The following is a 21,585-nucleotide window of genomic DNA, read 5'->3' as shown; positions in this document are numbered from 1 at the left end:
GATTAGAGCTCAGCCTTGAGTTGATTGAGCAGGTCGGTGTGGACCTGCGCGTTCACTTCACGCTTGAGGATCTGCTCGGCACCCTTGACGGCCAGCACGGCAACCTGGTCACGCAGTGCTTCGCGTGCGCGGGTAACCTGCTGTTCTGCTTCGGCCTTGGCCTGGGCAATGATGCGTGCGGCTTCTGCCTGGGCGTTTTGCTTGATCTCGTCTGCCGTCAGCTGGGCGCGCTTCTCGGCGTCAGCGACGCGTTGTGCACCCTCGGTGCGGGCTTCGGCCATAGCCTGGTCCACACGCTTGTTGGCGAGTTCGAGCTCGGCCTTGCCCTTCTCGGCAGCGGCGAGGCCATCGGCGATCTTCTTTGCGCGTTCGTCGAGCGCCTTCACCAGCGGCGGCCAAATGAATTTGGCAACAACCCACCACAGGATGAAGAACACGACCATCTGCGCAAAAAACGTTGCGTTCAGATTCATGGTGTGTTCCTTTCGGTAATCAAACTACAGATAAATGCACAAAAGGCGGCCAGGCTGGTGGCCCGCGCCGCCCGTCAGCATCATGCAGACCGAAAAGAATTACTTGATGACAGCCAGCAGCGGGTTGGCGAAGGCGAACAGCATTGCAACGCCCACGCCGATCAGGAATGCCGCGTCGATCAGGCCAGCCAGCAGGAACATCTTGGTTTGCAGCGGGTTCATCAGCTCGGGCTGACGTGCGCAGGCTTCGATGTACTTGCCACCCATCAGGGCGATACCCAGGCAGGCGCCGATAGCGCCCAGGCCGATGATGATGCCGATACCGATGGCGGTCAGACCCTGGATGTTGGCGAGAAATTCTTGCATGACGACTCCTTTAATTTAGAGAGACTTAGAACCAAAAAACCAAAAAACCAAAAACCGAAAATCAGTGGTGATCGTGAGCCTGGCCGATGTACACCAGCGTCAGCATCATGAAGATGAAGGCCTGGAGCAGGACGATCAGGATGTGGAAGATCGCCCATACCGCGCCGGCCAGCACGTGGCCGACAAAGCCCAGCGCGGACAGGTCGGCGCCGAACGTCCAGATCGAACCCAGCAGCGCGATCAGCAGGAACACGAGTTCGCCGGCGTACATGTTGCCGAACAATCGCATGCCGAGCGAAACGGCCTTGGCCAGGAATTCGATCAGGTTCAGGACCAGGTTGAACGGGGCCAGGTACCACTTGGCGCCGAACGGGGCCGAGAACAGTTCGTGCATGAAGCCGCCCGTGCCCTTGATCTTGAAGCTGTAGTAGATCATCAGCACCAGCACCGAGCACGACATGCCCAGCGTGCCGTTCAGGTCGGCCGTGGCCACTGCGCGGTGGTGGGGGATGTGCAGGTGGAAGATGCCGAGGACTTGATTCAGGCCATTGACCCAGTCCACCGGGATCAGGTCGATCGCGTTCATCATGGTGATCCAGCAGAACACCATCAGCGCCAGCGGCGCGATCCACGAACGGTCGCCGTGGATGATGCCCTTGGCCTGGTCGTCGACCATCTCGACGATCATCTCGACGAAGGCCTGGAAGCGGCCCGGCACGCCGGCGGTGACGCGGCGCGCGGCAGCGTACAGGAACAGCACGGCGATGGCGCCGCACAGCACGGACCAGAACACCGTGTCGTAGTTGAGCACGGAGAAATCGACCACCGACGCTTGCTTGCCGCCGACCGAGTTCAAGTTCTGCAAGTGTTCGGCGATATAGCCGGAGGGTGTCAGCGCGTGTTCGGCGCCTTGGGTAGCATCAGACATGTCGATACGAACGGTATATTGCGAAATCTTCGGGCCGCGCGCCGCCACTGTCTGGCCAACGCCCGGTACGCAACTTGCATTGCCTTCGGCAGATTCGCCGGTCACCGCAATGCAAGCGGGGTCCAACCTTGGCCGTGTCCGGTGTCACCACTGTGAAACCGGCACGGCAAATCTTGATATTCCGTCTTGGTGCCCCACTTCCGGATGAAGCACCGTCTTCGAGCGGCTGGCCTAGCGGATCACCAGAGCCACCACCAAATATGTCTTTAGCGCCAGCAGGAACGTGACCAGCATCGGCACCCAACGCAGATCCCGGTACAGCACCACCACCAGCACCAGCAGAGCTGCCGTGCCAAAGACCTTGATCGCCTCGCCCAGGACCAGTCCGCCGACCGAAGCCCGGTCGCGCGCCAGCCACAGGCGGAACGCGAAGAACCCGCTCGGCACGAAGCACACCATGCCGCCGAACAGCGCCGACCAGCCATACGGGCCGGCCTCGTTCGCGAACAGCGCCCAGCACAGCGCCGACAGCAGGGTGACCATCACCTGCGCCAGGACAACCTTGCCCGGGGTCATGCGCGAAGGGCGCAACGCGCGCTCACCAAACAGCGTCACCGCCTCGGCGTGCGACAGCGGATCGACAGCCTCTTCCTCACGGTCTGCGCCTTCTTTCCAGTCGTCCCAGTCATCTTCCTGACGGGACCCGGCGCCTCGCTGCTGACGGTCTTGAACCACTACTGCTCGCCTTATTCCAGGCCGGAACTTTTCGGCCCGACCAGAATTCAAACCGCACGATTTTAAGGGGAACTACTGATTCGCGTCAATCTGCTTACATTTAGCTTGCAGCGCGTTGCGCACAACGGTTGCCATCACGAAGCCATGATGGCTTCACAAAAATTGCGCAGCAATAATGTTTGACGTAATTGGATTGCGCAGCGAACCCTGCGCATGATGAGGGATTACCGGGTACGCCGTACGTATACCGGTCCCGGGAGCGGACACTGCAGCGTACACGCAACAGTCATCGCCGCAATGGCCGTTAATCGCACCGAATTGCGCACGCGAAGTTACGCGCGCCTTGGCATCCTGCCTCAGGCGACCTTCTGCTTTTCAGTCGATTCGCGCAGCCGCACGAGCACGCCTTCAAGCGCGTCGTTGTCGCTGAAGTGGATGGTGAGCTGGCCCTTGCCGCGCGCGCCCAGCTTGATCTGCACATCGAGGCCCAGCGCATCGGACAGTTCTTCTTCCAGCCGTGCCACGTCGCGCACGTTGTTGGCGCCCTTCTGCTTGAGCGACTTCAGGTCGAACGGCTTGAGCGTGGACGCCACCAGCTTTTCGGTCTCGCGCACCGACAGCCGCTTGTTCACGATCTGGTTGGCCAGCGTGATCTGGTTGGCGCCGTCCACCGCCAGCAGCGCGCGCGCGTGGCCCATGTCGAGGTCGCCCGCCATCAGCATGGTCTGCACCGGCGCGGCCAGGTTCAGCAGGCGCAGCAGGTTCGACACCGCGCTGCGCGAACGGCCGACCGACTCGGCCGCCTGCTCATGCGTGAAACTGAACTCGCGGATCAGCCGCATGATGCCCTGCGCTTCTTCCAGCGGATTCAGGTCTTCGCGCTGGATGTTCTCGATCAGCGCCATCGCGGCCGCGGCTTCATCGGCCACGTCCTTCACCAGCACCGGCACCTTGTCCAGGCCCGCGAGCTTGGATGCGCGGAAGCGCCGCTCGCCCGCGATGATTTCATAGCGGTCCGGCTCGGCCACGCGGCGCACCAGGATCGGCTGCATCAGGCCCTGCGCGCGGATGCTGGCGGCCAGTTCCTGCAGCGCGCCTTCATCCATGCGCGTGCGCGGCTGGTACTTGCCCGGCTGCAACTGGTTCAGGCGCAGCACGGTGGGCGCACCCTCCTGCTTCACCGATTCAACGATTTCGGCCGGCCCGCCCAGCAACGCTTCAAGGCCGCGGCCCAGGCCCTTTTTCTTTGCAGTGCTCATGCTTGCCCTCTCCTTCAGCCCAGCTGCCTGACGCGCGCGATCATCTCGGCGCCGAAATCCAGGTACGCCTTGGCGCCCTTCGATGACGGATCGAACGCGACGCCCGGCATGCCATAGGACGGTGCCTCGGCCAGCCGCACATTGCGCGGGATCAGGGTCTTGAAGACCTTTTCACCGAAGTGCGATTCCAGCTGCGCCGACACCTGCTGCTGCAGCGTGACGCGCGGATCGAACATGACGCGCAGCAGGCCGATCACCTGCAGGTCGCGGTTCAGGTTGGCATGCACCTGCTTGATGGTGTTGACCAGGTCCGACAGCCCTTCCAGCGCGAAATACTCGCACTGCATCGGCACGATCACGCCATGCGCGGCGCACAGGCCGTTCAGCGTCAGCAGCGACAGCGACGGCGGGCAGTCGATCAGCACGAAGTCATATTCGTCATTGACCTCTGCGATGGCCTGCCTGAGGCGGCGCTCGCGCTGGTCCAGCTCGACCAGTTCCACTTCCGCGCCGGCCAGTTCGCGGTTGGCGGGCAGCACATCGTACCTGCCGGTCTCGGAACGCTGGCGCGCCTGCTTGATGCTGGCCAGGCCGACCAGCACCTGGTACACGCTGTGCTCCAGCGCCTGCTTGTCAATGCCCGAACCCATCGAGGCATTGCCCTGCGGGTCCAGGTCGACCAGCAGCACGCGCTGGTCCTGCGCGGCCAGGCCGGCGGCGAGGTTCACCGTGGTGGTGGTCTTGCCTACCCCGCCCTTCTGGTTTGCGATCACGAATACCTTGGCCATAAGCTACTGAGGCTCCTGCTTCAATTCATCCGGCCAGCGCGGGGCTGGCAGTTCGCGGCGCTGCACGCAGCGCCGCGGCGTACGTCATGCGTGGGCGCTTGCGCGCCGCGACAGCACCACCAGGTGGCGCTCGGCATCCAGCCCGGGCACGGTGATGCGGGGCACCGCATCGACCTGCCATTGCGCCATCAGCCCGGCAGCTTCCATGCGGTCCAGCTCGGCCTGTGGATAAAGCCCCTTCATGGCGATCAGCTTGCCGTGCGGTGCAAGGAGCTGGCCCGACAGGTTCACGAAATCAGTCAGTTCCGCAAACGCGCGCGAGGTGATCACAGCAAAGCCGCTGGCATCGTCGAGCTTCTCCACCGGCCCCCAATGCGCCGCGGCATTGGAAAGCCCGAGTTGCGCACGGCACTGGGTCAGGAAGGCGGTCTTCTTCTGCACGATGTCCACCATCAGCACCGACACGTCGGGACAGGCGATGGCCAGCGGCAGGCCGGGCATGCCGCCGCCCGAGCCCACGTCCAATACCCTGCCCCGCGCCGGCGTGCCTACCTCTGCGGCGCGCGCGGCTTTGGCCAGTGCCGGCACAGCGGCGAGCGAGTCCAGCATGTGATGCGTAAGCATCTCATCGGGGTGGCGGATTGCGGTCAGGTTGTAGACGCCGTTCCACTTGCGCAGCAGCGCCAGGTAGGCAAACAAGGTGTCGATCCGGGCCGGCGCCAGCGCCAGCCCGATCTCGGCCAGACCGGCTTCAAGGCGACGACGCTGCGTGGCGTCGTCGGTCATGGTGTGTCGCGGACCGGGCACTCAGGCAGCCTCTTCAGAGTTGCCGGAAGGCGCGGCCGACTCAGCGCGCGTGCGCCCCAGCCCCTTCTTCTTCAGGTGCACCAGCAGCAGCGAGATCGCGGCCGGCGTCACGCCGGAAATGCGCGAGGCCTGGCCCAGCGTTTCCGGACGATGCTGGTTCAGCTTCTGGCTGACCTCGAAGCCCAGGCCACGCACTTCGGTGTAGTCCAGCCCTTCCGGCAGGCGCGTCGACTCGTTGGCTTCCAGCTTGTCGACCTCCGCCGCCTGGCGGGCGATATAGCCGTGGTACTTGATGCCGATCTCGATCTGCTCGCGGATCTGCTCTGCCAGCATCGGCTCGGCGTCCAACGGCGTTTCCGGGGCATGGCGGCCACCCTGCAGCGCCATCAGTGCTTCATAGCGGACTTCTGGCCGGCGCAGCAGGTCGGCCAGGCTGTATTCGCGCTCGATCGGCTTGCCCAGCAGCGGCACGGCGTCTTCGACCGGAAGCATGGCCGGGTTCACCCATGTGCTCTTCAGGCGCTCTGTTTCACGTGAAACAGCGTCGCGCTTGCGGTTGAAGGCATCCCAGCGTGCATCGTCGACCACGCCCAGTTCACGGCCGACCTCGGTCAGGCGCATATCGGCGTTGTCTTCCCGCAGGCTCAGGCGGAATTCCGCGCGGCTGGTGAACATGCGGTACGGCTCGGTCACACCGCGGGTAATCAGGTCGTCGACCAGCACACCGAGGTAGGCCTGGTCTCGGCGCGGCGTCCACGCATCGCGTTCGCGCACATAGCAGCCAGCGTTGATGCCGGCCAGCAGGCCCTGCGCGGCAGCCTCTTCATAGCCGGTGGTGCCGTTGATCTGGCCCGCAAAGAACAGGCCGCAGATGGCCTTGCTCTCCAGCGATGCCTTCAGCCCGCGCGGATCGAAGTAGTCATACTCGATCGCATAGCCGGGGCGCAGGATATGCGCGTTCTCCATGCCGCGGATCGAATGCACCAGCTCCAGCTGCACGTCGAATGGCAGGCTGGTCGAGATCCCGTTGGGATAGAACTCGTTGGTGGTCAGGCCTTCGGGCTCCAGGAAGATCTGGTGGCTTTCCTTGCTGGCAAAGCGATGGATCTTGTCCTCGATGCTGGGGCAGTAGCGCGGCCCTACCCCTTCGATCACGCCGGTGTACATCGGCGAGCGGTCCAGCCCGCCACGGATGATGTCGTGGGTGCGGCTGTTGGTATGGGTGATCCAGCACGGCAGCTGTTGCGGGTGCTGCTCCGGACGGCCCAGGAAGGAGAACACCGGTACCGGGTCCAGGTCGCCGGGCTGCTCCTCCATCACCGAGAAGTCGATGGTGCGGCCGTCGATGCGTGGCGGCGTGCCGGTCTTCAGGCGGCCTTGCGGCAGCTTCAGGTCCTTCAGGCGCGCCGACAGCGACACCGCTGCCGGGTCGCCGGCGCGGCCGCCGGTGTAGTTGTCCAGCCCGACGTGGATCTTGCCGTCCAGGAAGGTGCCGGCAGTCAGCACCACCGCGCGGGCGCGGAAGGCGATGCCCACCTGCGTCATGGCGCCGACGACGCGGTCGCCCTCCACCATCAGGTCGTCTACGGCCTGCTGGAACAGCATCAGGTTCGGCTGGTTCTCCAGTCTTGTACGGATGGCCTTACGGTACAGCACGCGGTCCGCCTGGGCGCGCGTTGCGCGCACCGCCGGGCCCTTGCTGGAGTTGAGGATGCGGAACTGGATGCCGGACTCGTCCGTGGCGGCGGCCATGGCACCACCCATGGCGTCCACTTCCTTGACCAGGTGCCCCTTGCCGATGCCCCCGATGGACGGGTTGCAGCTCATCTGACCCAGCGTCTCGATGTTGTGAGTCAGCAGCAGCGTCTGGCAGCCCATACGGGCCGCGGCGAGTGCAGCTTCAGTGCCGGCATGACCACCGCCGACGACGATGACATCGAATTCTTTTGGGTAAAGCATGGTACACCTCCTCCGGGAGGCTGGCGGGAAAATACGGGAATGCGAAATTATAGCGGCAATCGACTAGCCGCTTTCCGGCGGTAACCATGTTTCACGTGAAACATGGCGTTGGCGATACCCGGCGAGTCGCTCGAAAGCGACGTTATGTTCCACGTGAAACAAAAAGGCCGAGCACATGGCCCGGCCGGATGTTTCACGTGGAACAAGCGTCTCAGAGCTGCGCGCGGATATACCCCGCAACCTGCCCGGTCAGCTTGCCAAGATTGCGCTGCAAGGTGGCGAACCCGGCATTGCGCTCGCGGCTCACCTCGTCCATATACAGCGGCCGCCGGATCTCGATCTGCAGGCTATTGCGCCGCTCGGCCGGCCGGCCGATCTGCGCGATCAGCTGCACGCCCTTGTACGGGTCGTTGCGCGCCACCGTGTAACCCATGCCGCGCAGTTCCCTTGCGACCAGGTCGACCAGCCCCGGCTCGCAGGTGGTGCCGTCCCGGTCGCCGAGCACAAAGTCCGCCAGCGGGTGCGGGCTAGCGATCTTGAGCCGCTCGTAGGCGTTATTGGGCATGGAGTGCAGGTTCAGGTGCCAGAGCGCGCCAAAGCGCTGGTGAGCACCCTCCACGGCCTCGGCCAACGCCGCATGGTACGGCCGGTAGTAGCGGTCGATACGGGCCTGCACTTCCGCCACGGACAGGCGGCGGTCATAGATCGGCGTGCTGGCGTCGACCCGGCTCCAGATCAGGCCGTAGCCCAGCTGCGTCTTCGGCCCCGGGGCCAGTGCCGTCGGCCAAGTGCCGTCGAGCTGGGCCGGATCGATGTCGTCGGGCATCCGGTTCGGGTCGATATAGACCCGCGGGAAGGTGGCCGCCAGCAGCGTACCGCCTGCTGCGGGCACGGCCTCCCACAGGGCATCGACGTGCGTGTCCTCCCCCCCGCGCAGACGCGCGGCAGGAATCGCCGCGCCGAAGTCGGCCGGGTACGCGGTGCCGCTGTGCGGCGAGTCACACACCAGCGGTAGCGCCTCCCCTTCCGGCAAGCGCACGATGACCGGCGGCAGTGCGGCGGCCAGGTGATTCGCTTCAGCCATGCGTCAGTCCAGTTGGATGTTGGCGGCCTTGGCGACGCGGGCATAGCGCGCAATGGCCTGCTGGATCTGGGCCTTGAACTGCTCCGGCGTGGTCGGCACCAACGTGCCGCCGGACTCCTCCACCTTGCGCTTGAATTCAGGGTTCTGCATGGCCTTGAGGATGGCCTGGTTCAGCCTTGCCACGATGGCGGGCGGCGTGCCCGCGGGCGCGACGATGCCGAACCAGCCGCCGTCGCCCATCTCCTTGTAGCCCAATTCCGCATAGGTGGGCACGTTTGGCAACTGCGGCGAGCGCGTGGCGCCCAGCACCGCCAGCGCGCGCAGGCGGCCCGACTTCACATGAGGCAGCGCCGAGGCCAGGTTGTCCGAGATCGCATTGACCTGCCCTGCCACCGCATCATTGAGCCCAAGGCCGGCACCCTTGTACGGCACGTGCAGCAACTCGATCTTCGCCAGCATCTGGAAGTTCTCAAGATTTACGTGGCCGAGGGTCCCTGTGCCCGGCGAGGCAACCGAATACTTGCCCGGATTGGCCTTGGCTAAGGCAATGAATTCCTGCATGGTTTTCGCCGGCACGCTCGGATGCACCGTGAATACGCTCGGCATCGACACCACGTTGGTGATCGGGGCAAAGTCCTTGATCGGGTCGTACTTGAGTTTCGGGAATACGGCGGGGTTGGAGCCGTGCGTGCTGACCGTGGCCATGCCGATGGTGTAGCCATCGGGCGCGGCGTTGGCCACCTGCTCCATGCCCAGCGAGCCGCCGGCGCCGCCCTTGTTCTCGACCACGATCGACTGGCCCAGCTCGCGGCCGGCAAACTCTGCCACCAGGCGCGCCGACAGGTCGGTGGAGCCGCCCGCAGCGAACGGCACGATCAGGCGGATCGGGCGCGTCGGGTAATTGGCTTGCGCGAACGCGTTGCCGGCAAAGGCCAGCGTGGCAGCGGCGGCGGTACCGGACAGCAGCAGCTGGCGGCGGGACATCCTGGCTCGGATCATGGGGTTTCTCCTGTTGGTTTTGTGCATGAACCGGACGAGTGTCAGCCGTTTACCGGGCGGGCACAAACGACTATATTGCACGTTTGCATTACCAAAGATCATCCTGCAGCGGTCGCTCCGGCAGCCGTCCCGCCCTTACTCCCCTCCCCCGCCATGCGGCTGCATTCCCCATCGATGTCCGAGTTGCACGCCTTTGCCACCGCGGCACGGCTGGGCAGCTTTACGCGTGCGGCGGACGAACTGTGCGTGACCCAGGGTGCCATCAGCCGTGCCATCGCGCGGCTGGAAGCGCATTTCGGGCAGCCGCTGCTACAGCGCAATGCCCACCGGCTGGTACTGACCGATGCCGGCCGGAAATTGCTTGAGGCCGTGGCCGAGCCGCTGGCCACGATCGAGCATGCCAGCGCCGCCCTGCGCGCCGGTGACCGCCGGCACCACCTGACGCTGTCCGTCGTGCCCACGCTGGCCAGCGTCTGGCTGGTGCCGCGCCTGCCGGACTTCCATCGCCGCCATCCGGAAATCCGGCTGGACTTCGTCCCGTACCAGCGCGACGAGGATCTCTCCGGCCCCTCCCCCGACGCCGCCATCCTGGCGGGTGAAGCCGGCAAGTGGCCCGGCCTGCAGGCCGACTATGTGGTGGGACGTGAAATGGTGCCGGTCTGCCATCCGGACCGCGCCCGGGCACGGCGCGAGGCCGGCCACTGGCAGTCTCCCGCGGAGCTGCTGGACGAGCCTCTGCTCTACCACACCACCGCGCCGGCGAACTGGCAAAACTGGCTGCAGGCCGCCGGCGTACCCAACGCTGCGCCAAGGTTATCCACAGCGTTCGACCAGGTCTCGATCCTGATCCAGGCGGTGCGCGCCGACATTGGCGTCGCCGTGCTGCAGCGCTGCCTGGTGCGCGACGAAATTGCCGCCGGACGCGTAACGGCGCCGTTTGACCTGCCAATTACGCTGCAACGGGGCTATTTCCTGTGTGCGCCGAAGGAACGGCGCGATCATCCGGCGCTGACATGCTTCCGTGATTGGCTGCTGGAGACCGCAGCGAAGGATACAGGCAGCGGCATCGACACTTTATTCACTGGATGAATTACAGAACAAAAATCCTGTAGAAATGCATTCATCCTGCAGATAAATTTCCTCAAATTATTATCTAGATAGATAGTATTTGGTAAATTTGATTACCAGAAATCGTTCCAATGGATATTGGCGTGCCTACATCAGCGCGCCGGTAGCGACATCAGTCCGAAGCGCCTCTGAATTGGGTTATCCCCAAAGTTATTCACACCACCAATAGAGAAGGGGCGGGCCTGCTTCCGCAGGCCCTCATTCCTCTGGCGAAAACCGGGCAGATCAAGCCGCCTTTTTTGCCAATCCAAGATAGGTTTCGATCACCTTCGGGTTCGCAGCCAGCTCGTCGGCCAGCCCTTCCATCGCCATATCGCCGGTTTCGATCACATAGCCGTAGTCCGCCACCTGCAACGCGGCGCGCGCGTTCTGCTCGATCAGCAGCGTAGCCACGCCGGTCTGGCGCAGGTTGCTGATGATGTGGAAGATCTCCTTTACGATCAGCGGCGCCAGGCCAAGGCTGGGCTCGTCCAGCATCAGCAACTGCGGCTTGGCCATCAGCGCGCGCCCCACCGCCAGCATCTGGCGCTCGCCCCCGGAGAGCGTGCCGGCGTCCTGGCGTGCGCGCTCGCGCAGGCGCGGGAACAGGTCATAGACCACGTCCATCTGGTCCAGGTAGTTCTTCTCGCCGGCGCGCTTGCGGCGGAAGGCGCCCAGCTGCAGGTTGTCCTCCACCGTCATCGACGCAAACAGCTCGCGCTTCTCCGGCACCAGGCACATGCCGCGCGCAACGCGCCCCTCCACCGGGATGCCGGCCATGTCGTGGCCGAGGTAGCTGACCGAGCCGCTCGACGACCCCGTCACCGGCAGCGCACCCATGATCGCATTGAGCATGGTCGACTTGCCGGCACCGTTGGGGCCGATCACCGTGACGATCTTGCCGGCCTCCACCTTCAGGTTGGCGCCGTGCACCGCTTCCACCTTGCCGTAGCGGACGTGGAGGTCCTTCACTTCGAGAATCAGGCTCATGTCCGGTCCTTACTCCACGCCACCCAGATAGGCTTCCAGCACCGCGGGGTTCTTCTGCACTTCCTCGGGCACGCCCTCGGCAATGCGCGTGCCGAATTCCATCACCACCAGCCGGTCGGTCAGGTTCATCACGAAATCCATGTCGTGCTCGACCAGCAGCACGCTCATGCCCTCACCCTTGAGCTTGCGTAGCAGTTCGGCCAGGGCCTGCTTCTCCTTGTAGCGCAGGCCCGCTGCCGGCTCGTCGAGCAACAGCAGCGCGGGGTCGCAGCAAAGCGCACGCGCGATTTCAAGAATCCGCTGCTGGCCCAGCGCGAGGCTGCCGGCTTCCATGTACATGCAATCGGCCAGGCCCACGCGTTCAAGCTGGCGCTTCGCTTCGAACAGCAGCTTCTCTTCCTCGGCCTTGTTCATGCGCAGGATCGCGGCAGAGACGCCGCCCTGGGCGCGGAAATCACCGCGCAGGTGCGCGCCGATGGCCACGTTCTCCAGCACCGTCATGGTCGGCAGCAGGTGCACGTGCTGGAAGGTGCGGCCGATGCCGCGCTTGACGATCTCGCGCGACGGCAGGCCCGAGATCACTTCACCGCGGTAACGCACCTCCCCGCGCGTGACCGGCAGCACGCCCGTCACCAGGTTGAAGGTGGTGGACTTGCCCGCGCCATTGGGACCGATCAGCCCGATGATCTCGCCCGCGCGCACGTGGAAGCTGACATCGTTCACCGCCACCAGCCCGCCGAACTCCTTGCGCGCAGCGCGCACATCCAGGATCAGGTCGCCGGCCTCAGGCTTCTGGCGCACGGCCAGGGCCTCGGCCTGCGCCGGCGCCAGCACCGGCGGCCCCGAAGGCACCAGACGCCGCAGGAACGGCCAGATGCCATCGCGCGCGTATTGCAGCAGCAATACCAGCAGCACGCCGAAGACGATGATCTCGAAGTTGCCGTTGGCACCGAGCAGCTTGGGCAGCACGCCCTGCAGCACATCCTTCAGGATGGTCAGGATGCCCGCGCCCAGCACCGCGCCCCACACATGGCCCACGCCGCCGACCACGGCCATGAACAGGTACTCGATGCCGTAGTTCAGGCCGAACGGCGTCGGGTTCACCGCGCGCTGCAGGTGCGCGTACAGGAAGCCCGACACGCACGCCAGGACCGCCGCCACCACGAAGATCACCACCTTCATCCACGCGGTGTTCACGCCCATGGCCTCGGCCATCACGCCGCCGCCCTTGAGCGCGCGGATGGCGCGGCCCGGGCGCGAGTTCAGCAGGTTCTGCATCGCCAGCACGGCCAGCAGCACCACCGCCCAGATCAGGTAGAACATCGAGCGGCCCGACTGCAGCTCGATGCCGAAGAACGACAGCACCGGGATCCCGTTCAGGCCGTCATACTTGCCCAGGAACTCCAGGTTGCCGAACAGGAAGAACAGCGACAGGCCCCAGGCAATGGTCGCCAGCGGCAGGTAGTGACCGGACATGCGCATCGTGATCAGCCCGATCACATAGGCCGATGCCATCGTGATCACCAGCCCCACCATCAGCCCGAACCAGGGCGACAGCCCGAACTGCGTGGTCAGGTAGGCCGTGCTGTACGCGCCCAGCCCCACGAACGCGGCCTGGCCGAACGAGGTCATGCCGCCCACCCCGGTCAGCAGCACCAGCCCGATCGCCACGATGCTGTACAGGCCGATGTAGTTGCCCAGCGTGATCCAGAACTCCGGCGTCGGCAGCGCCGGCAGCAACACCAGCACCACAATGAAAGCCAGCACCAGGACCCGGTTGCGGTTCAGCCGCGCACGGCTGCCTGCCTCGGCACTGGCCACCCGCGCCTGCTTGTCGGTCAGCATGGTCATGGCTTATTCCTCCTCCTCGACATGCTTGCTCGTCAGCGAGCGCCACAGCAGCACCGGAATGATCAGTGTGAAGACGATGACCTCCTTGAACGCGCTGGCCCAGAAGGACGAATAGGATTCAAGCAGGCCCACCAGCAGCGCACCGAGCGCCGCCACGGGGTAGCTCACCAGCCCGCCGACGATGGCGCCGACAAAGCCCTTCAGGCCCACCAGGAAGCCCGACTCGTAGTACACGGTGGTCAGCGGCGCGATCAGGATGCCGCACAGCGCGCCCATCGCCGCGGCCAGCGTGAACGACAGGCGCCCCGCCTGCGTGGTGCCGATGCCGACCAGGCGCGCGCCCAGCCGGTTCACCGCGGTCGCGCGCAGCGCCTTGCCCTGCAGCGTGCGCTCGAAATAGAAGTACAGCGCCCCGATCAGCAGCGCCGACACGCCCACGATCCACAGGCTCTGGCCCGAGATGCTGAGCGCGCCCACGTCGAAGCGCGCATCCGAGAACGCATTGGTGCGCGAGCCCTCCGCGCCGAACATCACCAGGCCCAGCCCCACCAGCGCAAAGTGCACGCCGACCGAGACGATCAGCAGCACCAGCGTGCTGGCCTCGGCCAGCGGCTGGTAGGCCAGCCGGTACAGCATCGGCCCCAGCGGGATGATGATCAGCAGCGTCAGCGCGATCTGCGCCAGCATCGGCAGCGGCTGCGCGCCATACTGCTGCGCCAGCCAGTGCACCGCGAGCGGGAACACCAGGTATTTGCCGGCCAGCACCGCCAGCCGCTGGCCCAGCGTGCGGCGCAACTCGGCGCTGCGCAGCACCGTGACGGTTTCATAGACGAAGGTCAGCGCCCCCATCGCCAGCAGCAGCCAGCTGGTCTGCGGCGCGTGACCGGCCTGCATCGCCGCCAGCGTCAGCGCGCCGTAGGCAACAAACTCCCCTTGCGGGATGAAGATGACCCGGGTCACCGAGAACACCAGCACCAGGGCCAGTGCCAGCAGCGCGTAGATCGCGCCCGAGGTGATGCCGTCCTGGGCCAGGATGGCAGCGATTGATAAGTCCATTGTCTCCCCGTCTTTTGGAAATACCTGCCTGCATCATATGGGGGCCGACAGGGTGCTGTGCGCTTTGGGATTTACGCAATAGTAAACGGATTGCCTAATGTAGAAATACAGGCAAGCCCTAACGAGTGGTCTGTATGGAGGCGTTTCGCATTGTTGCTATGCGGTTGGATGTCGCTCTCTTGGCAGGCGTGGCGCTTCGCGCAGCGCCCAATGACCGTCAGCGCATTTTGGGCCTGCGTAGCAGCCGTAGGCGTCCCCGCGATGCTGTCGGCAGCAGGCGGCCTACGCCCTGCATGGGGATCGTTCAATAGTGGGCTAACGCAGGCACTGGCACACACTCACGTGGCGTAGCAGGGTCGAACGGGCACCCACGCCCAAACGGCAAGCACCACCGCTCGAACCACCAACGCCGTGGAATTGATTGCAAGCCGCATAGGCGACGCGCTTTTTGGTTACTTTTTGTCGCTCGGACAAAAAGTGCCTCGCCGGCTACGCCGGCGAAACAGCAGCGCTTGGCAAGCGCGACACCCAACCGCATGGCGCCACGCCGCCCCCAACCTTCACTTAGTCAGCAACTTCCACTTCCCATCAACAATCTGCACCATCACCCGCGCCCGCTGATCAAAGCCAAGGTGGTCGGTAGCGCTCATGTTCATGATCCCATGCGAAACCGGCAGGTTCTTGGTCTGCTCCATCGCATCCCGCAGCGCCTTGCGAAATTCCTTGGTACCCGGCTGGCCCTTCTTCAGCGCCTCAGGGATGGCATGCTGCAGGATCAGCCCCGCATCCCAGGCATGACCGCCGAAGGTCGAGACCTGGCCGCCGAAGGCCTTCTCGTAAGAAGTCTTGTAGGACATGGCCGGCTTCTTCACCGGATTGCTGTCCGGCAATTGCTCAGCCACCAGCAGCGGCCCGGCCGGCAGGAACGTGCCTTCGCAATCCTTGCCGCACACGCGCAGGAAGTCGGCATTGGCCACGCCGTGGGTCTGGTAGATCTTGCCCTTGAAACCACGCTCCTTGAGCGTCTTGGCCGGCAGCGCCGCGGGCGTACCCGAGCCTGCGATCAGCACGGCGTCGGCATTGGCGCTCATCATCTTCAGCACCTGGCCGGTGACCGAGGTATCGGTACGGGCAAAGCGCTCGTTGGCGACCACCTTGATCTTGCGCAGCTCCGCCACCTTGGCGAACTCCTGCGCCCAGCTGTCGCCATAGGCATCCGCGAAGCCGATGAATGCCACCGTCTTCACGTTGTTGTTGGTCATGTGCTCGGCAATGGCGGTCGCCATGTGCGAGTCATTCTGCGGCGTCTTGAAGACCCAGGCGCGCTTGGCATCCATCGGCTCGATGATGCGCGCCGAGGCGGCCATGGTGATCATCGGCGTATCGTTCTCGGCCACCACGTCTACCATCGCCAGCGAGTTCGGCGTCACGGTGGAACCCACCACCACGTCGACCTTGTCTTCGCTGATCAGCTTGCGGGTGTTCTTGACCGCGGTGGTGGTGTCGGAGGCATCGTCCAGCACGATGTACTCGATCTTCTTGCCCGCGATTTCCTTGGGCATCAGCGTGAAGGTGTTCTTCTCCGGAATACCCAGCGATGCCGCCGGACCCGTGGCCGACACCGTCACCCCGACCTTGACCTGTGCCTGGGCTGCACCGGCAACCAGGCTCGCCGCAGCGATTGCCAGCAGGCTGGCGCGCTTGAAATCCATCTTGTCTCCTCGGTTCCTGAAACGGAAAGGCATCCGTCCGGCGTCCACCGGCGGATGCCCGTTTTTGTCGACCCCTCGGGTCTGACGCAGGCACATCGCCGGCACCTGCGCTACAGCCAGGAACGACGCCAGGCCGCTCCCCAGTTTCCCCGTCCGCACCACTCCCCCGGATCGGCGCGCTCCGGCCATTCACCGACCGCGCGGTCGGGAATTCGGATCGAGTCTAGCACAGCGACTTGGCGCGAAAAGGGAGGATTAACCCGCATCGCAAGCGCCGCCCGGCTTCGCCGTCAGCGCAGGAACGCGTCCCAGGCGGTCTTCAGGATCAGCGCGCTCACCACCACGATAAACACCTTGCGCACGAAGGCGCTGCCGTGGCGCAGGGCCAGCTTGCTGCCTACCTGGCTGCCGGCGATGTTGGCCACCGCCATCACCAGGCCCAGCTGCCACCAGATATGGCCCTTGCTGGCCAGCAACAGCAGCGCCGCCAGGTTGGTGGCAAGGTTGACCACCTTGGTCGAGGCCGCCGCGTGCAGGAAGTCATAGCCGAACACCCGCACGAACGCGATCATCAGGAAGCTGCCGGTGCCCGGACCGAACACGCCGTCATAGAAGCCGATGGCGGCGCCGGCCAGCAGCGCCGCGATGCGCTCGCGCGACCCCGACAGCGTCGGCGCGTGTTCCGTACCCAGGTCCTTCTTGGCCACGGTGTAGACCAGCAACACCACCAGCACGAACGGCAGCGCCTTGCGCAGCGGCTCGGCCGGAATCTTGGTCAGCGCCCAGGCACCGGCCATCGAGAAGATAAGGGCCGCCACCACCGCGGGCGCGGTCGCGCCCCAGTAGATGCGCACGCTGCGGCCGTAGCGCAGCGCCGCGTTGGCGGTGCCCGCGATCGAGCCCATCTTGTTGGTACCCAGCAGCGTGGCCGGCGCGACATTGGGATAGGCCGAGAACATCGCCGGGATTTGTACCAGGCCGCCGCCGCCGGCGACCGCGTCGATCAGGCCGGCAAGAAAGGCGGCAACCGCCAGGAATGCGAATTCCGTCATTGCAGGAAGCAGGGAAGCGAAAAGGAAAGGATCGGAGGAGATCGGTGCGGGCGGGCCGGCGCGCTGCCAGGCGGTATCAGTTCAGCCCAGCGCCTTGGCCGCAGGCACCAGGCTGCGGTGCCACATGCCGTTGCCATGCGGGCTGAAGCCCGGCGGCGCGCCGCCTTGCCCTGCCACCAGCCCCGGCGCCAGCAGCGCATGGCGGATACCGTGCGCGCGGCCCCAGTCGGCCAGCATGGCGCAGCAGGCCTCAAGGCAGGCGCGGCGGGCCCCGCCGTCCAGCCCGGGCCGTACCCACCACTCGATGCCGCAGGCAGCCAGCCCGACAAGCTCCAGGCTCGGGAGCAGCGCCACCGGCAGGCACGCCAGCAGATCGTGCGGTGCCTGCGCGTCGTTCACCAGGAGGCAGATGCCGCGCCCGGACTGGGCCAGCAGCTCGTCCAGCATCAGCCGGCGCGCGCGCGCGGCGGGCACCGGCAGTGGCTGCACCGTAGCCAGCCAGGCTTCCAGCGTCACTGCATCGGCGCCCAGCCCGAGGCGTACCAAGCCCTGCGGCGCAGGTGTGTCGGGAAGATCCGGAACGGCTGGGGAGTGGGGGGAATCAGGTGCGGCAGGCATGGCGGGCAATGAGAGCGCCCGCATTGTCGCATGTGGCGGGTAGCCAGGTGATGCCGGTGCAGCCTGGATGCCCCATGATGGGGCGAAAGCGCCACAGGAGCGATTGGGAGGCCCAAATGAAAAAAGCGTTGCCGAGGATCACCCGGCAACGCCCTTTATTTATAACGCTGCTACCCGACACCGGGTGCGCGCCTGTCGTCTCCTCGCTTCCGCCTCCATTTAACCTGCGAAAACCGTATATGGAATGTAACGAAGCGGTGCATCGAGGACAAGCTAGAAAAAACCCTAGCCCCAGAATCGGGCATGTCGACCCGCGGTCACTCGTGCCGGGTTACTCCCGCTTGCCCGAGTGGCCCCCGAAGCGCGCCAGCAGCTCGCCCATGATGCCACGGCGGAAAGTCAGCACGCAGATCACGAAGATCACGCCGGTCACCATCGTCACCGACTCGCCCAGCGTGCCGAACCAGGAGATGCCGGTGACCGACGCCAGGAAGTTGCCGATGTCGCCGAGCTTGTTCTCCAGCGCGACCACCACGAAGGCACCGACAATCGGGCCCGACAATGTGCCCAGGCCGCCGACCAGCGTCATCAGGATGACCGAGCCCGACATCGACCAGTGCACGTCGGTCAGCGTCCCGAAGCCCAGCACCAGCGCCTTGATCGAGCCGGCCAGCCCCGACAGCGCCGCCGACAGCACGAAGGCGGTCAGCTTGAAGCGGTCGACGTCATAGCCCAGCGAGACCGCGCGCGGCTCGTTCTCCTTGATCGCCTTCAGGATCTGGCCGAACGGCGAATGCACCGTGCGCACAATCAGCGCAAAGGCGGCCACAATGATCGCCAGCGCCACGTAGTACAGCGTCAGGTCGTCCGACAGCGGCAGCACCCCGAACAGCTTGCCGCGCGGGATGCCCTGCAAGCCGTCCTCGCCACCGGTGAACGGCGCCTGCAGGCAGATAAAGAACAGCATCTGCGCCAGCGCCAGCGTGATCATCGAGAAGTAGATGCCCTGCCGGCGGATGGCCAGCGAGCCCACCACGTAGCCGATCAGCGCGCCCGCACCGGTGCCCAGGATCAGGCCGATTTCCGGGGTCACGCCCCAGACCTTCATGGCATGGCCGGCGGCATAGCCAGCGCCGCCGAAGAAGGCCGCATGGCCGAACGACAGCAGCCCGGTATAGCCGATCAGCAGGTTGAAGGCGCACGCAAACAACGCGAAGCACAGCACCTTGAGCACGAACACCGGATACGCGCCGGCCAGCGGCGCGGCCACCAGTGCCAGCAGCAGCAATCCGTACAACAGTTTCTTCTGCACGCCTTGTCCCTTTCCTGCGTTGCCCGCGTTGGCCGCCACCGTGGATGGCGTCGATGATGTGGAGGGTACGCTCATCACTTCTCCTTCCCGAACAGCCCGGCCGGGCGCAGCAACAGCACGATCACCATGATGAAGAACACCACGGTCGACGATGCTTCAGGATAGAACACCTTGGTCAGGCCCTCGATCACGCCCAGCCCCAGGCCGGTCAGGATCGAACCCATGATCGAACCCATGCCGCCGATCACCACCACCGCGAACACGATGATGATCAGGTTCTGCCCCATCAGCGGCGAGATCTGGATCACCGGCGCGGCCAGCACCCCGGCAAACGCGGCCAGCGCCACGCCGAAGCCGTAGGTCAGCGTCACCATCAGCGGCACGTTGACGCCGAAGGCCTCGACCATCTTGGGGTTCTCGGTGCCGGCGCGCAGGTAGGCGCCCAGCTTGGTCTTCTCGATCACGTACCAGGTGGCAAAGCACACCACCAGCGACGCCACCACGACCCACGCGCGGTAGTTGGGCAGGATCATGAAGCCCAGGTCGGTCGCGCCCTGCAGCGCATCCGGCGTCGAGTACGGCAGCCCGGAGACGCCGTAGATCGAGCGGAAGATGCCCTCGATCACCAGCGTGATGCCCAGCGTCAGCAGCAGGCCGTAGATATGGTCAAGCTTGTAGATCCAGCGCAGCATGGTCTTCTCGATCACCACGCCCAGCGCGGCAACGACCAGCGGCGACAGCAGCAGCATGATCCAGTAGTTCAGCCCGGCGTACTCCATGCCCATCCAGGCCAGCACCGCACCGAGCATAAAGAGCGCGCCGTGCGCGAAATTGATGACGTTGAGCAGGCCGAAGATAACCGCCAGGCCCAGGCTCAGCATCGCATAGAAGGCGCCGTTGACCAGCCCCAGCAATAGCTGGGAAAGCATGGCCGGCAAGGGGATTCCGAAGATGTCCATCGCGGAGTGCCGTTGATACCGCCGTTGTATGACGGGGATTGCTGCGGTTGGTGCCAGGTAATGCGAACGCTGCGGCGAACACCGCAGCAAAGAACCGCGTCCGATGCCGGCGGCACGCAGGTGGCGCGCCGCCGGCGGATCTCACATCAGCTTACTTCTTCAGCATTGCGCACTTCGACTCGGCCACCGTGGTGAAGGCCTGGTCGCCCGGGATGGTCGCGACCACCTTCAGGTAGTCCCACGGCTTCTTCGACTCTGCCGCGGTCTTCACCTGCATCAGGTACATGTCGTGGATGCCACGACCGTCCTGGCGGATATAGCCCTTGGTGTAGAAGTCGTTGATCTTCATCTTCTTCAACTCGGCCATGACCTTGTCCGGATCGTCGGTCTTCGCTGCTTCCACCGCCTTCAGGTAGGTGCTGGCCGCCGAGTAGTCCGCCGCCTGCAGGCTGCTCGGCATCTTCTTCATCTTGCCGAAGAAGCGGTTGGCGAACTTGCGGGTGTCGTCGTTCATGTCCCAGTACCAGCTGTCGGTCATCAGCAGGCCTTCGGTGTTCTTCAGCCCGAGGCTGTGCACATCGTTGATGAACATCAGCAGGCCGGCGATCTTCATCGACTTGGTGATGCCGAATTCCTTGGCCGCCTTGATCGAGTTGATGGTGTCGCCGCCGGCGTTGGCCAGGCCCAGGATCTGCGCCTTGGACGACTGCGCCTGCAGCAGGAACGACGAGAAGTCCGATGCCGACAGCGGATGGCGCACCTGGCCCGCCACCGTGCCGCCGTTGGCCTTGACCACGGCCGCGGTGTCGCTTTCCAGAGAATGGCCGAAGGCGTAGTCGGCGGTCAGGAAGAACCACGACTTGCCGCCCTGCTTGACCACCGCGCTGCCGGTACCCTTGGCCAGCGCCACCGTGTCATAGGCGTAGTGCACCGTGTACGGCGAGCACTCTTCGTTGGTCAGGCGCGCGGTGCCGGCGCCGATGTTGATGTAGACGCGCTTCTTCTCCGAGGCCACCTTGTTCATGGCCAGCGCGGTGCCGGAGTTGGTGCCGCCCAGCAGCATGTCCAGGCCCTGCTGGTCCATCCATTCGCGTGCCTTCGAGGCGGCGATGTCGGCCTTGTTCTGGTGGTCGGCGGAGACGATCTCGATCGGCTTGCCCAGCACCTTGCCGCCGCGGTCCTCGACCGCCATCTTGATGGCTTCCAGGCCGCCGGGGCCGTCGATGTCGGCGTACAGGCCCGACATGTCGGTGATATAGCCGATCTTCACAGTGTCGCCGGACACCTGGGCAACGGCGCTGAAGGAAACCGCACCCATGGCAATGGCCGCCATCGCGGCCGCGAGCCGAGTCTTTTTCATGTCTATGTCTCCTGATTTGCGGCGGCGTGCGCGCCACCCGTTCCTGCCAAACATCAACCCATGATCCGTGCGGATCAGACCCCGAGCAGTTCGTGCAGCACCGGCATCTTGGCCTCCAGCTCATTGGCTGCGAAGCGTTCGACGATGCTGCCATGCTCCATCACGTAGAA

20 protein-coding genes and 1 pseudogene are annotated in these 21,585 nt (G+C 64.9%); 1 reads left to right on the top strand and 20 read right to left on the bottom strand.

Annotation, left to right across the window (positions count from 1 at the left end):
• Positions 1 to 2: 2 nt before the first annotated feature.
• The 10 genes from AC3WON_RS18975 to AC3WON_RS18930 form a co-directional block, all read right to left on the bottom strand.
• The gene (locus tag AC3WON_RS18975) at positions 3 to 473 is read right to left on the bottom strand and encodes a F0F1 ATP synthase subunit B (RefSeq protein WP_010811267.1); all 471 of its coding nucleotides are present in this window, start codon (positions 471 to 473) and stop codon (positions 3 to 5) included.
• Between the two features lie 99 nt (positions 474 to 572).
• Positions 573 to 839 carry a F0F1 ATP synthase subunit C gene (gene atpE, locus AC3WON_RS18970; RefSeq protein WP_010811268.1) on the bottom strand — a complete coding sequence of 89 codons (267 nt, stop codon included), beginning with the start codon at positions 837 to 839 and terminating at the stop codon, positions 573 to 575.
• 61 nt (positions 840 to 900) lie between these two features.
• Positions 901 to 1,767 carry a F0F1 ATP synthase subunit A gene (atpB, locus tag AC3WON_RS18965; RefSeq protein ID WP_492320119.1) on the bottom strand — a complete coding sequence of 289 codons (867 nt, stop codon included), beginning with the start codon at positions 1,765 to 1,767 and terminating at the stop codon, positions 901 to 903.
• Positions 1,768 to 1,998: 231 nt separating this feature from the next.
• Complete coding sequence (locus AC3WON_RS18960) at positions 1,999 to 2,502, bottom strand: ATP synthase subunit I (RefSeq protein WP_492320120.1); 504 nt, start codon at positions 2,500 to 2,502, stop codon at positions 1,999 to 2,001.
• 356 nt (positions 2,503 to 2,858) lie between these two features.
• A complete protein-coding gene (locus AC3WON_RS18955) occupies positions 2,859 to 3,761 on the bottom strand; it encodes a ParB/RepB/Spo0J family partition protein (RefSeq protein WP_492320121.1) in 903 nt (300 codons plus the stop codon).
• Positions 3,762 to 3,775: 14 nt separating this feature from the next.
• On the bottom strand, positions 3,776 to 4,549 hold the full coding sequence (locus AC3WON_RS18950) for a ParA family protein (protein ID WP_010811272.1): 774 nt from the start codon (positions 4,547 to 4,549) through the stop codon (positions 3,776 to 3,778).
• 84 nt (positions 4,550 to 4,633) lie between these two features.
• On the bottom strand, positions 4,634 to 5,335 hold the full coding sequence (rsmG, locus tag AC3WON_RS18945) for a 16S rRNA (guanine(527)-N(7))-methyltransferase RsmG (RefSeq protein ID WP_492320122.1): 702 nt from the start codon (positions 5,333 to 5,335) through the stop codon (positions 4,634 to 4,636).
• 21 nt (positions 5,336 to 5,356) lie between these two features.
• Positions 5,357 to 7,315, bottom strand: coding sequence for a tRNA uridine-5-carboxymethylaminomethyl(34) synthesis enzyme MnmG (gene mnmG / locus AC3WON_RS18940; protein WP_492352484.1), 1,959 nt, complete (start codon positions 7,313 to 7,315; stop codon positions 5,357 to 5,359).
• Positions 7,316 to 7,526: 211 nt separating this feature from the next.
• Complete coding sequence (locus tag AC3WON_RS18935; protein WP_492320124.1) at positions 7,527 to 8,399, bottom strand: N-formylglutamate amidohydrolase; 873 nt, start codon at positions 8,397 to 8,399, stop codon at positions 7,527 to 7,529.
• Between the two features lie 3 nt (positions 8,400 to 8,402).
• Positions 8,403 to 9,398 carry a tripartite tricarboxylate transporter substrate binding protein BugE gene (locus tag AC3WON_RS18930; protein WP_492320125.1) on the bottom strand — a complete coding sequence of 332 codons (996 nt, stop codon included), beginning with the start codon at positions 9,396 to 9,398 and terminating at the stop codon, positions 8,403 to 8,405.
• 153 nt (positions 9,399 to 9,551) lie between these two features.
• On the opposite strand from AC3WON_RS18930, the gene AC3WON_RS18925 reads away from it, so the two are divergent.
• Positions 9,552 to 10,487, top strand: coding sequence for a LysR substrate-binding domain-containing protein (locus tag AC3WON_RS18925; protein WP_492320126.1), 936 nt, complete (start codon positions 9,552 to 9,554; stop codon positions 10,485 to 10,487).
• Between the two features lie 264 nt (positions 10,488 to 10,751).
• On the opposite strand, the gene AC3WON_RS18920 is transcribed toward AC3WON_RS18925, so the two are convergent.
• From AC3WON_RS18920 to AC3WON_RS18875, 10 genes and pseudogenes are all read right to left on the bottom strand, one after another.
• Complete coding sequence (locus AC3WON_RS18920; RefSeq protein WP_492352483.1) at positions 10,752 to 11,495, bottom strand: ABC transporter ATP-binding protein; 744 nt, start codon at positions 11,493 to 11,495, stop codon at positions 10,752 to 10,754.
• Between the two features lie 9 nt (positions 11,496 to 11,504).
• Positions 11,505 to 13,346 (bottom strand): branched-chain amino acid ABC transporter ATP-binding protein/permease, encoded by a 1,842-nt coding sequence (locus AC3WON_RS18915; RefSeq protein WP_492352482.1) that lies wholly within the window; start codon positions 13,344 to 13,346, stop codon positions 11,505 to 11,507.
• Between the two features lie 3 nt (positions 13,347 to 13,349).
• Positions 13,350 to 14,402 (bottom strand): branched-chain amino acid ABC transporter permease, encoded by a 1,053-nt coding sequence (locus AC3WON_RS18910; protein WP_058698082.1) that lies wholly within the window; start codon positions 14,400 to 14,402, stop codon positions 13,350 to 13,352.
• 560 nt (positions 14,403 to 14,962) lie between these two features.
• Entirely contained in the window at positions 14,963 to 16,114 is a 1,152-nt protein-coding gene (locus tag AC3WON_RS18905; RefSeq protein ID WP_010811281.1) for an ABC transporter substrate-binding protein, read from the bottom strand.
• Between the two features lie 290 nt (positions 16,115 to 16,404).
• Complete coding sequence (locus AC3WON_RS18900; RefSeq protein WP_492320129.1) at positions 16,405 to 17,166, bottom strand: sulfite exporter TauE/SafE family protein; 762 nt, start codon at positions 17,164 to 17,166, stop codon at positions 16,405 to 16,407.
• An 81-nt stretch (positions 17,167 to 17,247) separates the two neighbouring features.
• Positions 17,248 to 17,712: a hypothetical protein gene (locus tag AC3WON_RS18895; RefSeq protein WP_492352481.1), complete on the bottom strand. Its 465-nt coding sequence runs from the start codon at positions 17,710 to 17,712 to the stop codon at positions 17,248 to 17,250.
• Between the two features lie 403 nt (positions 17,713 to 18,115).
• Entirely contained in the window at positions 18,116 to 19,171 is a 1,056-nt protein-coding gene (locus AC3WON_RS18890; RefSeq protein ID WP_492320131.1) for a branched-chain amino acid ABC transporter permease, read from the bottom strand.
• Positions 19,171 to 20,055 (bottom strand): branched-chain amino acid ABC transporter permease, encoded by an 885-nt coding sequence (locus tag AC3WON_RS18885; RefSeq protein WP_414224838.1) that lies wholly within the window; start codon positions 20,053 to 20,055, stop codon positions 19,171 to 19,173. The genes AC3WON_RS18890 and AC3WON_RS18885 overlap by 1 nt, the downstream gene beginning before the upstream one ends.
• A gap of 151 nt (positions 20,056 to 20,206) precedes the next feature.
• Positions 20,207 to 21,415 (bottom strand): ABC transporter substrate-binding protein, encoded by a 1,209-nt coding sequence (locus tag AC3WON_RS18880; RefSeq protein ID WP_492320132.1) that lies wholly within the window; start codon positions 21,413 to 21,415, stop codon positions 20,207 to 20,209.
• A gap of 74 nt (positions 21,416 to 21,489) precedes the next feature.
• Positions 21,490 to 21,585: pseudogene (locus tag AC3WON_RS18875) on the bottom strand (ABC transporter ATP-binding protein); the annotation flags it as partial.

It is taken from the genome of Cupriavidus sp. FW305-46 (assembly GCF_058787075.1).
Note: the sequence above shows the minus strand (reverse complement) of the source record. Positions and strands in the feature narration are given on the sequence as shown.

Coding starts and splice junctions, on each gene's coding strand:
- AC3WON_RS18910 (WP_058698082.1), bottom strand. CDS start 14,402: ATGGACTTATCAATCGCTGCCATCCTGGCCCAGGACGGCATCACCTCG.
- mnmG (WP_492352484.1), bottom strand. CDS start 7,315: ATGCTTTACCCAAAAGAATTCGATGTCATCGTCGTCGGCGGTGGTCAT.
- AC3WON_RS18885 (WP_414224838.1), bottom strand. CDS start 20,055: ATGGACATCTTCGGAATCCCCTTGCCGGCCATGCTTTCCCAGCTATTG.
- AC3WON_RS18880 (WP_492320132.1), bottom strand. CDS start 21,415: ATGAAAAAGACTCGGCTCGCGGCCGCGATGGCGGCCATTGCCATGGGT.
- AC3WON_RS18930 (WP_492320125.1), bottom strand. CDS start 9,398: ATGATCCGAGCCAGGATGTCCCGCCGCCAGCTGCTGCTGTCCGGTACC.
- AC3WON_RS18890 (WP_492320131.1), bottom strand. CDS start 19,171: ATGAGCGTACCCTCCACATCATCGACGCCATCCACGGTGGCGGCCAAC.
- rsmG (WP_492320122.1), bottom strand. CDS start 5,335: ATGACCGACGACGCCACGCAGCGTCGTCGCCTTGAAGCCGGTCTGGCC.
- AC3WON_RS18935 (WP_492320124.1), bottom strand. CDS start 8,399: ATGGCTGAAGCGAATCACCTGGCCGCCGCACTGCCGCCGGTCATCGTG.
- AC3WON_RS18920 (WP_492352483.1), bottom strand. CDS start 11,495: ATGAGCCTGATTCTCGAAGTGAAGGACCTCCACGTCCGCTACGGCAAG.
- atpE (WP_010811268.1), bottom strand. CDS start 839: ATGCAAGAATTTCTCGCCAACATCCAGGGTCTGACCGCCATCGGTATC.
- AC3WON_RS18905 (WP_010811281.1), bottom strand. CDS start 16,114: ATGGATTTCAAGCGCGCCAGCCTGCTGGCAATCGCTGCGGCGAGCCTG.
- atpB (WP_492320119.1), bottom strand. CDS start 1,767: ATGTCTGATGCTACCCAAGGCGCCGAACACGCGCTGACACCCTCCGGC.
- AC3WON_RS18915 (WP_492352482.1), bottom strand. CDS start 13,346: ATGACCATGCTGACCGACAAGCAGGCGCGGGTGGCCAGTGCCGAGGCA.
- AC3WON_RS18925 (WP_492320126.1), top strand. CDS start 9,552: ATGCGGCTGCATTCCCCATCGATGTCCGAGTTGCACGCCTTTGCCACC.
- AC3WON_RS18975 (WP_010811267.1), bottom strand. CDS start 473: ATGAATCTGAACGCAACGTTTTTTGCGCAGATGGTCGTGTTCTTCATC.
- AC3WON_RS18900 (WP_492320129.1), bottom strand. CDS start 17,166: ATGACGGAATTCGCATTCCTGGCGGTTGCCGCCTTTCTTGCCGGCCTG.
- AC3WON_RS18950 (WP_010811272.1), bottom strand. CDS start 4,549: ATGGCCAAGGTATTCGTGATCGCAAACCAGAAGGGCGGGGTAGGCAAG.
- AC3WON_RS18955 (WP_492320121.1), bottom strand. CDS start 3,761: ATGAGCACTGCAAAGAAAAAGGGCCTGGGCCGCGGCCTTGAAGCGTTG.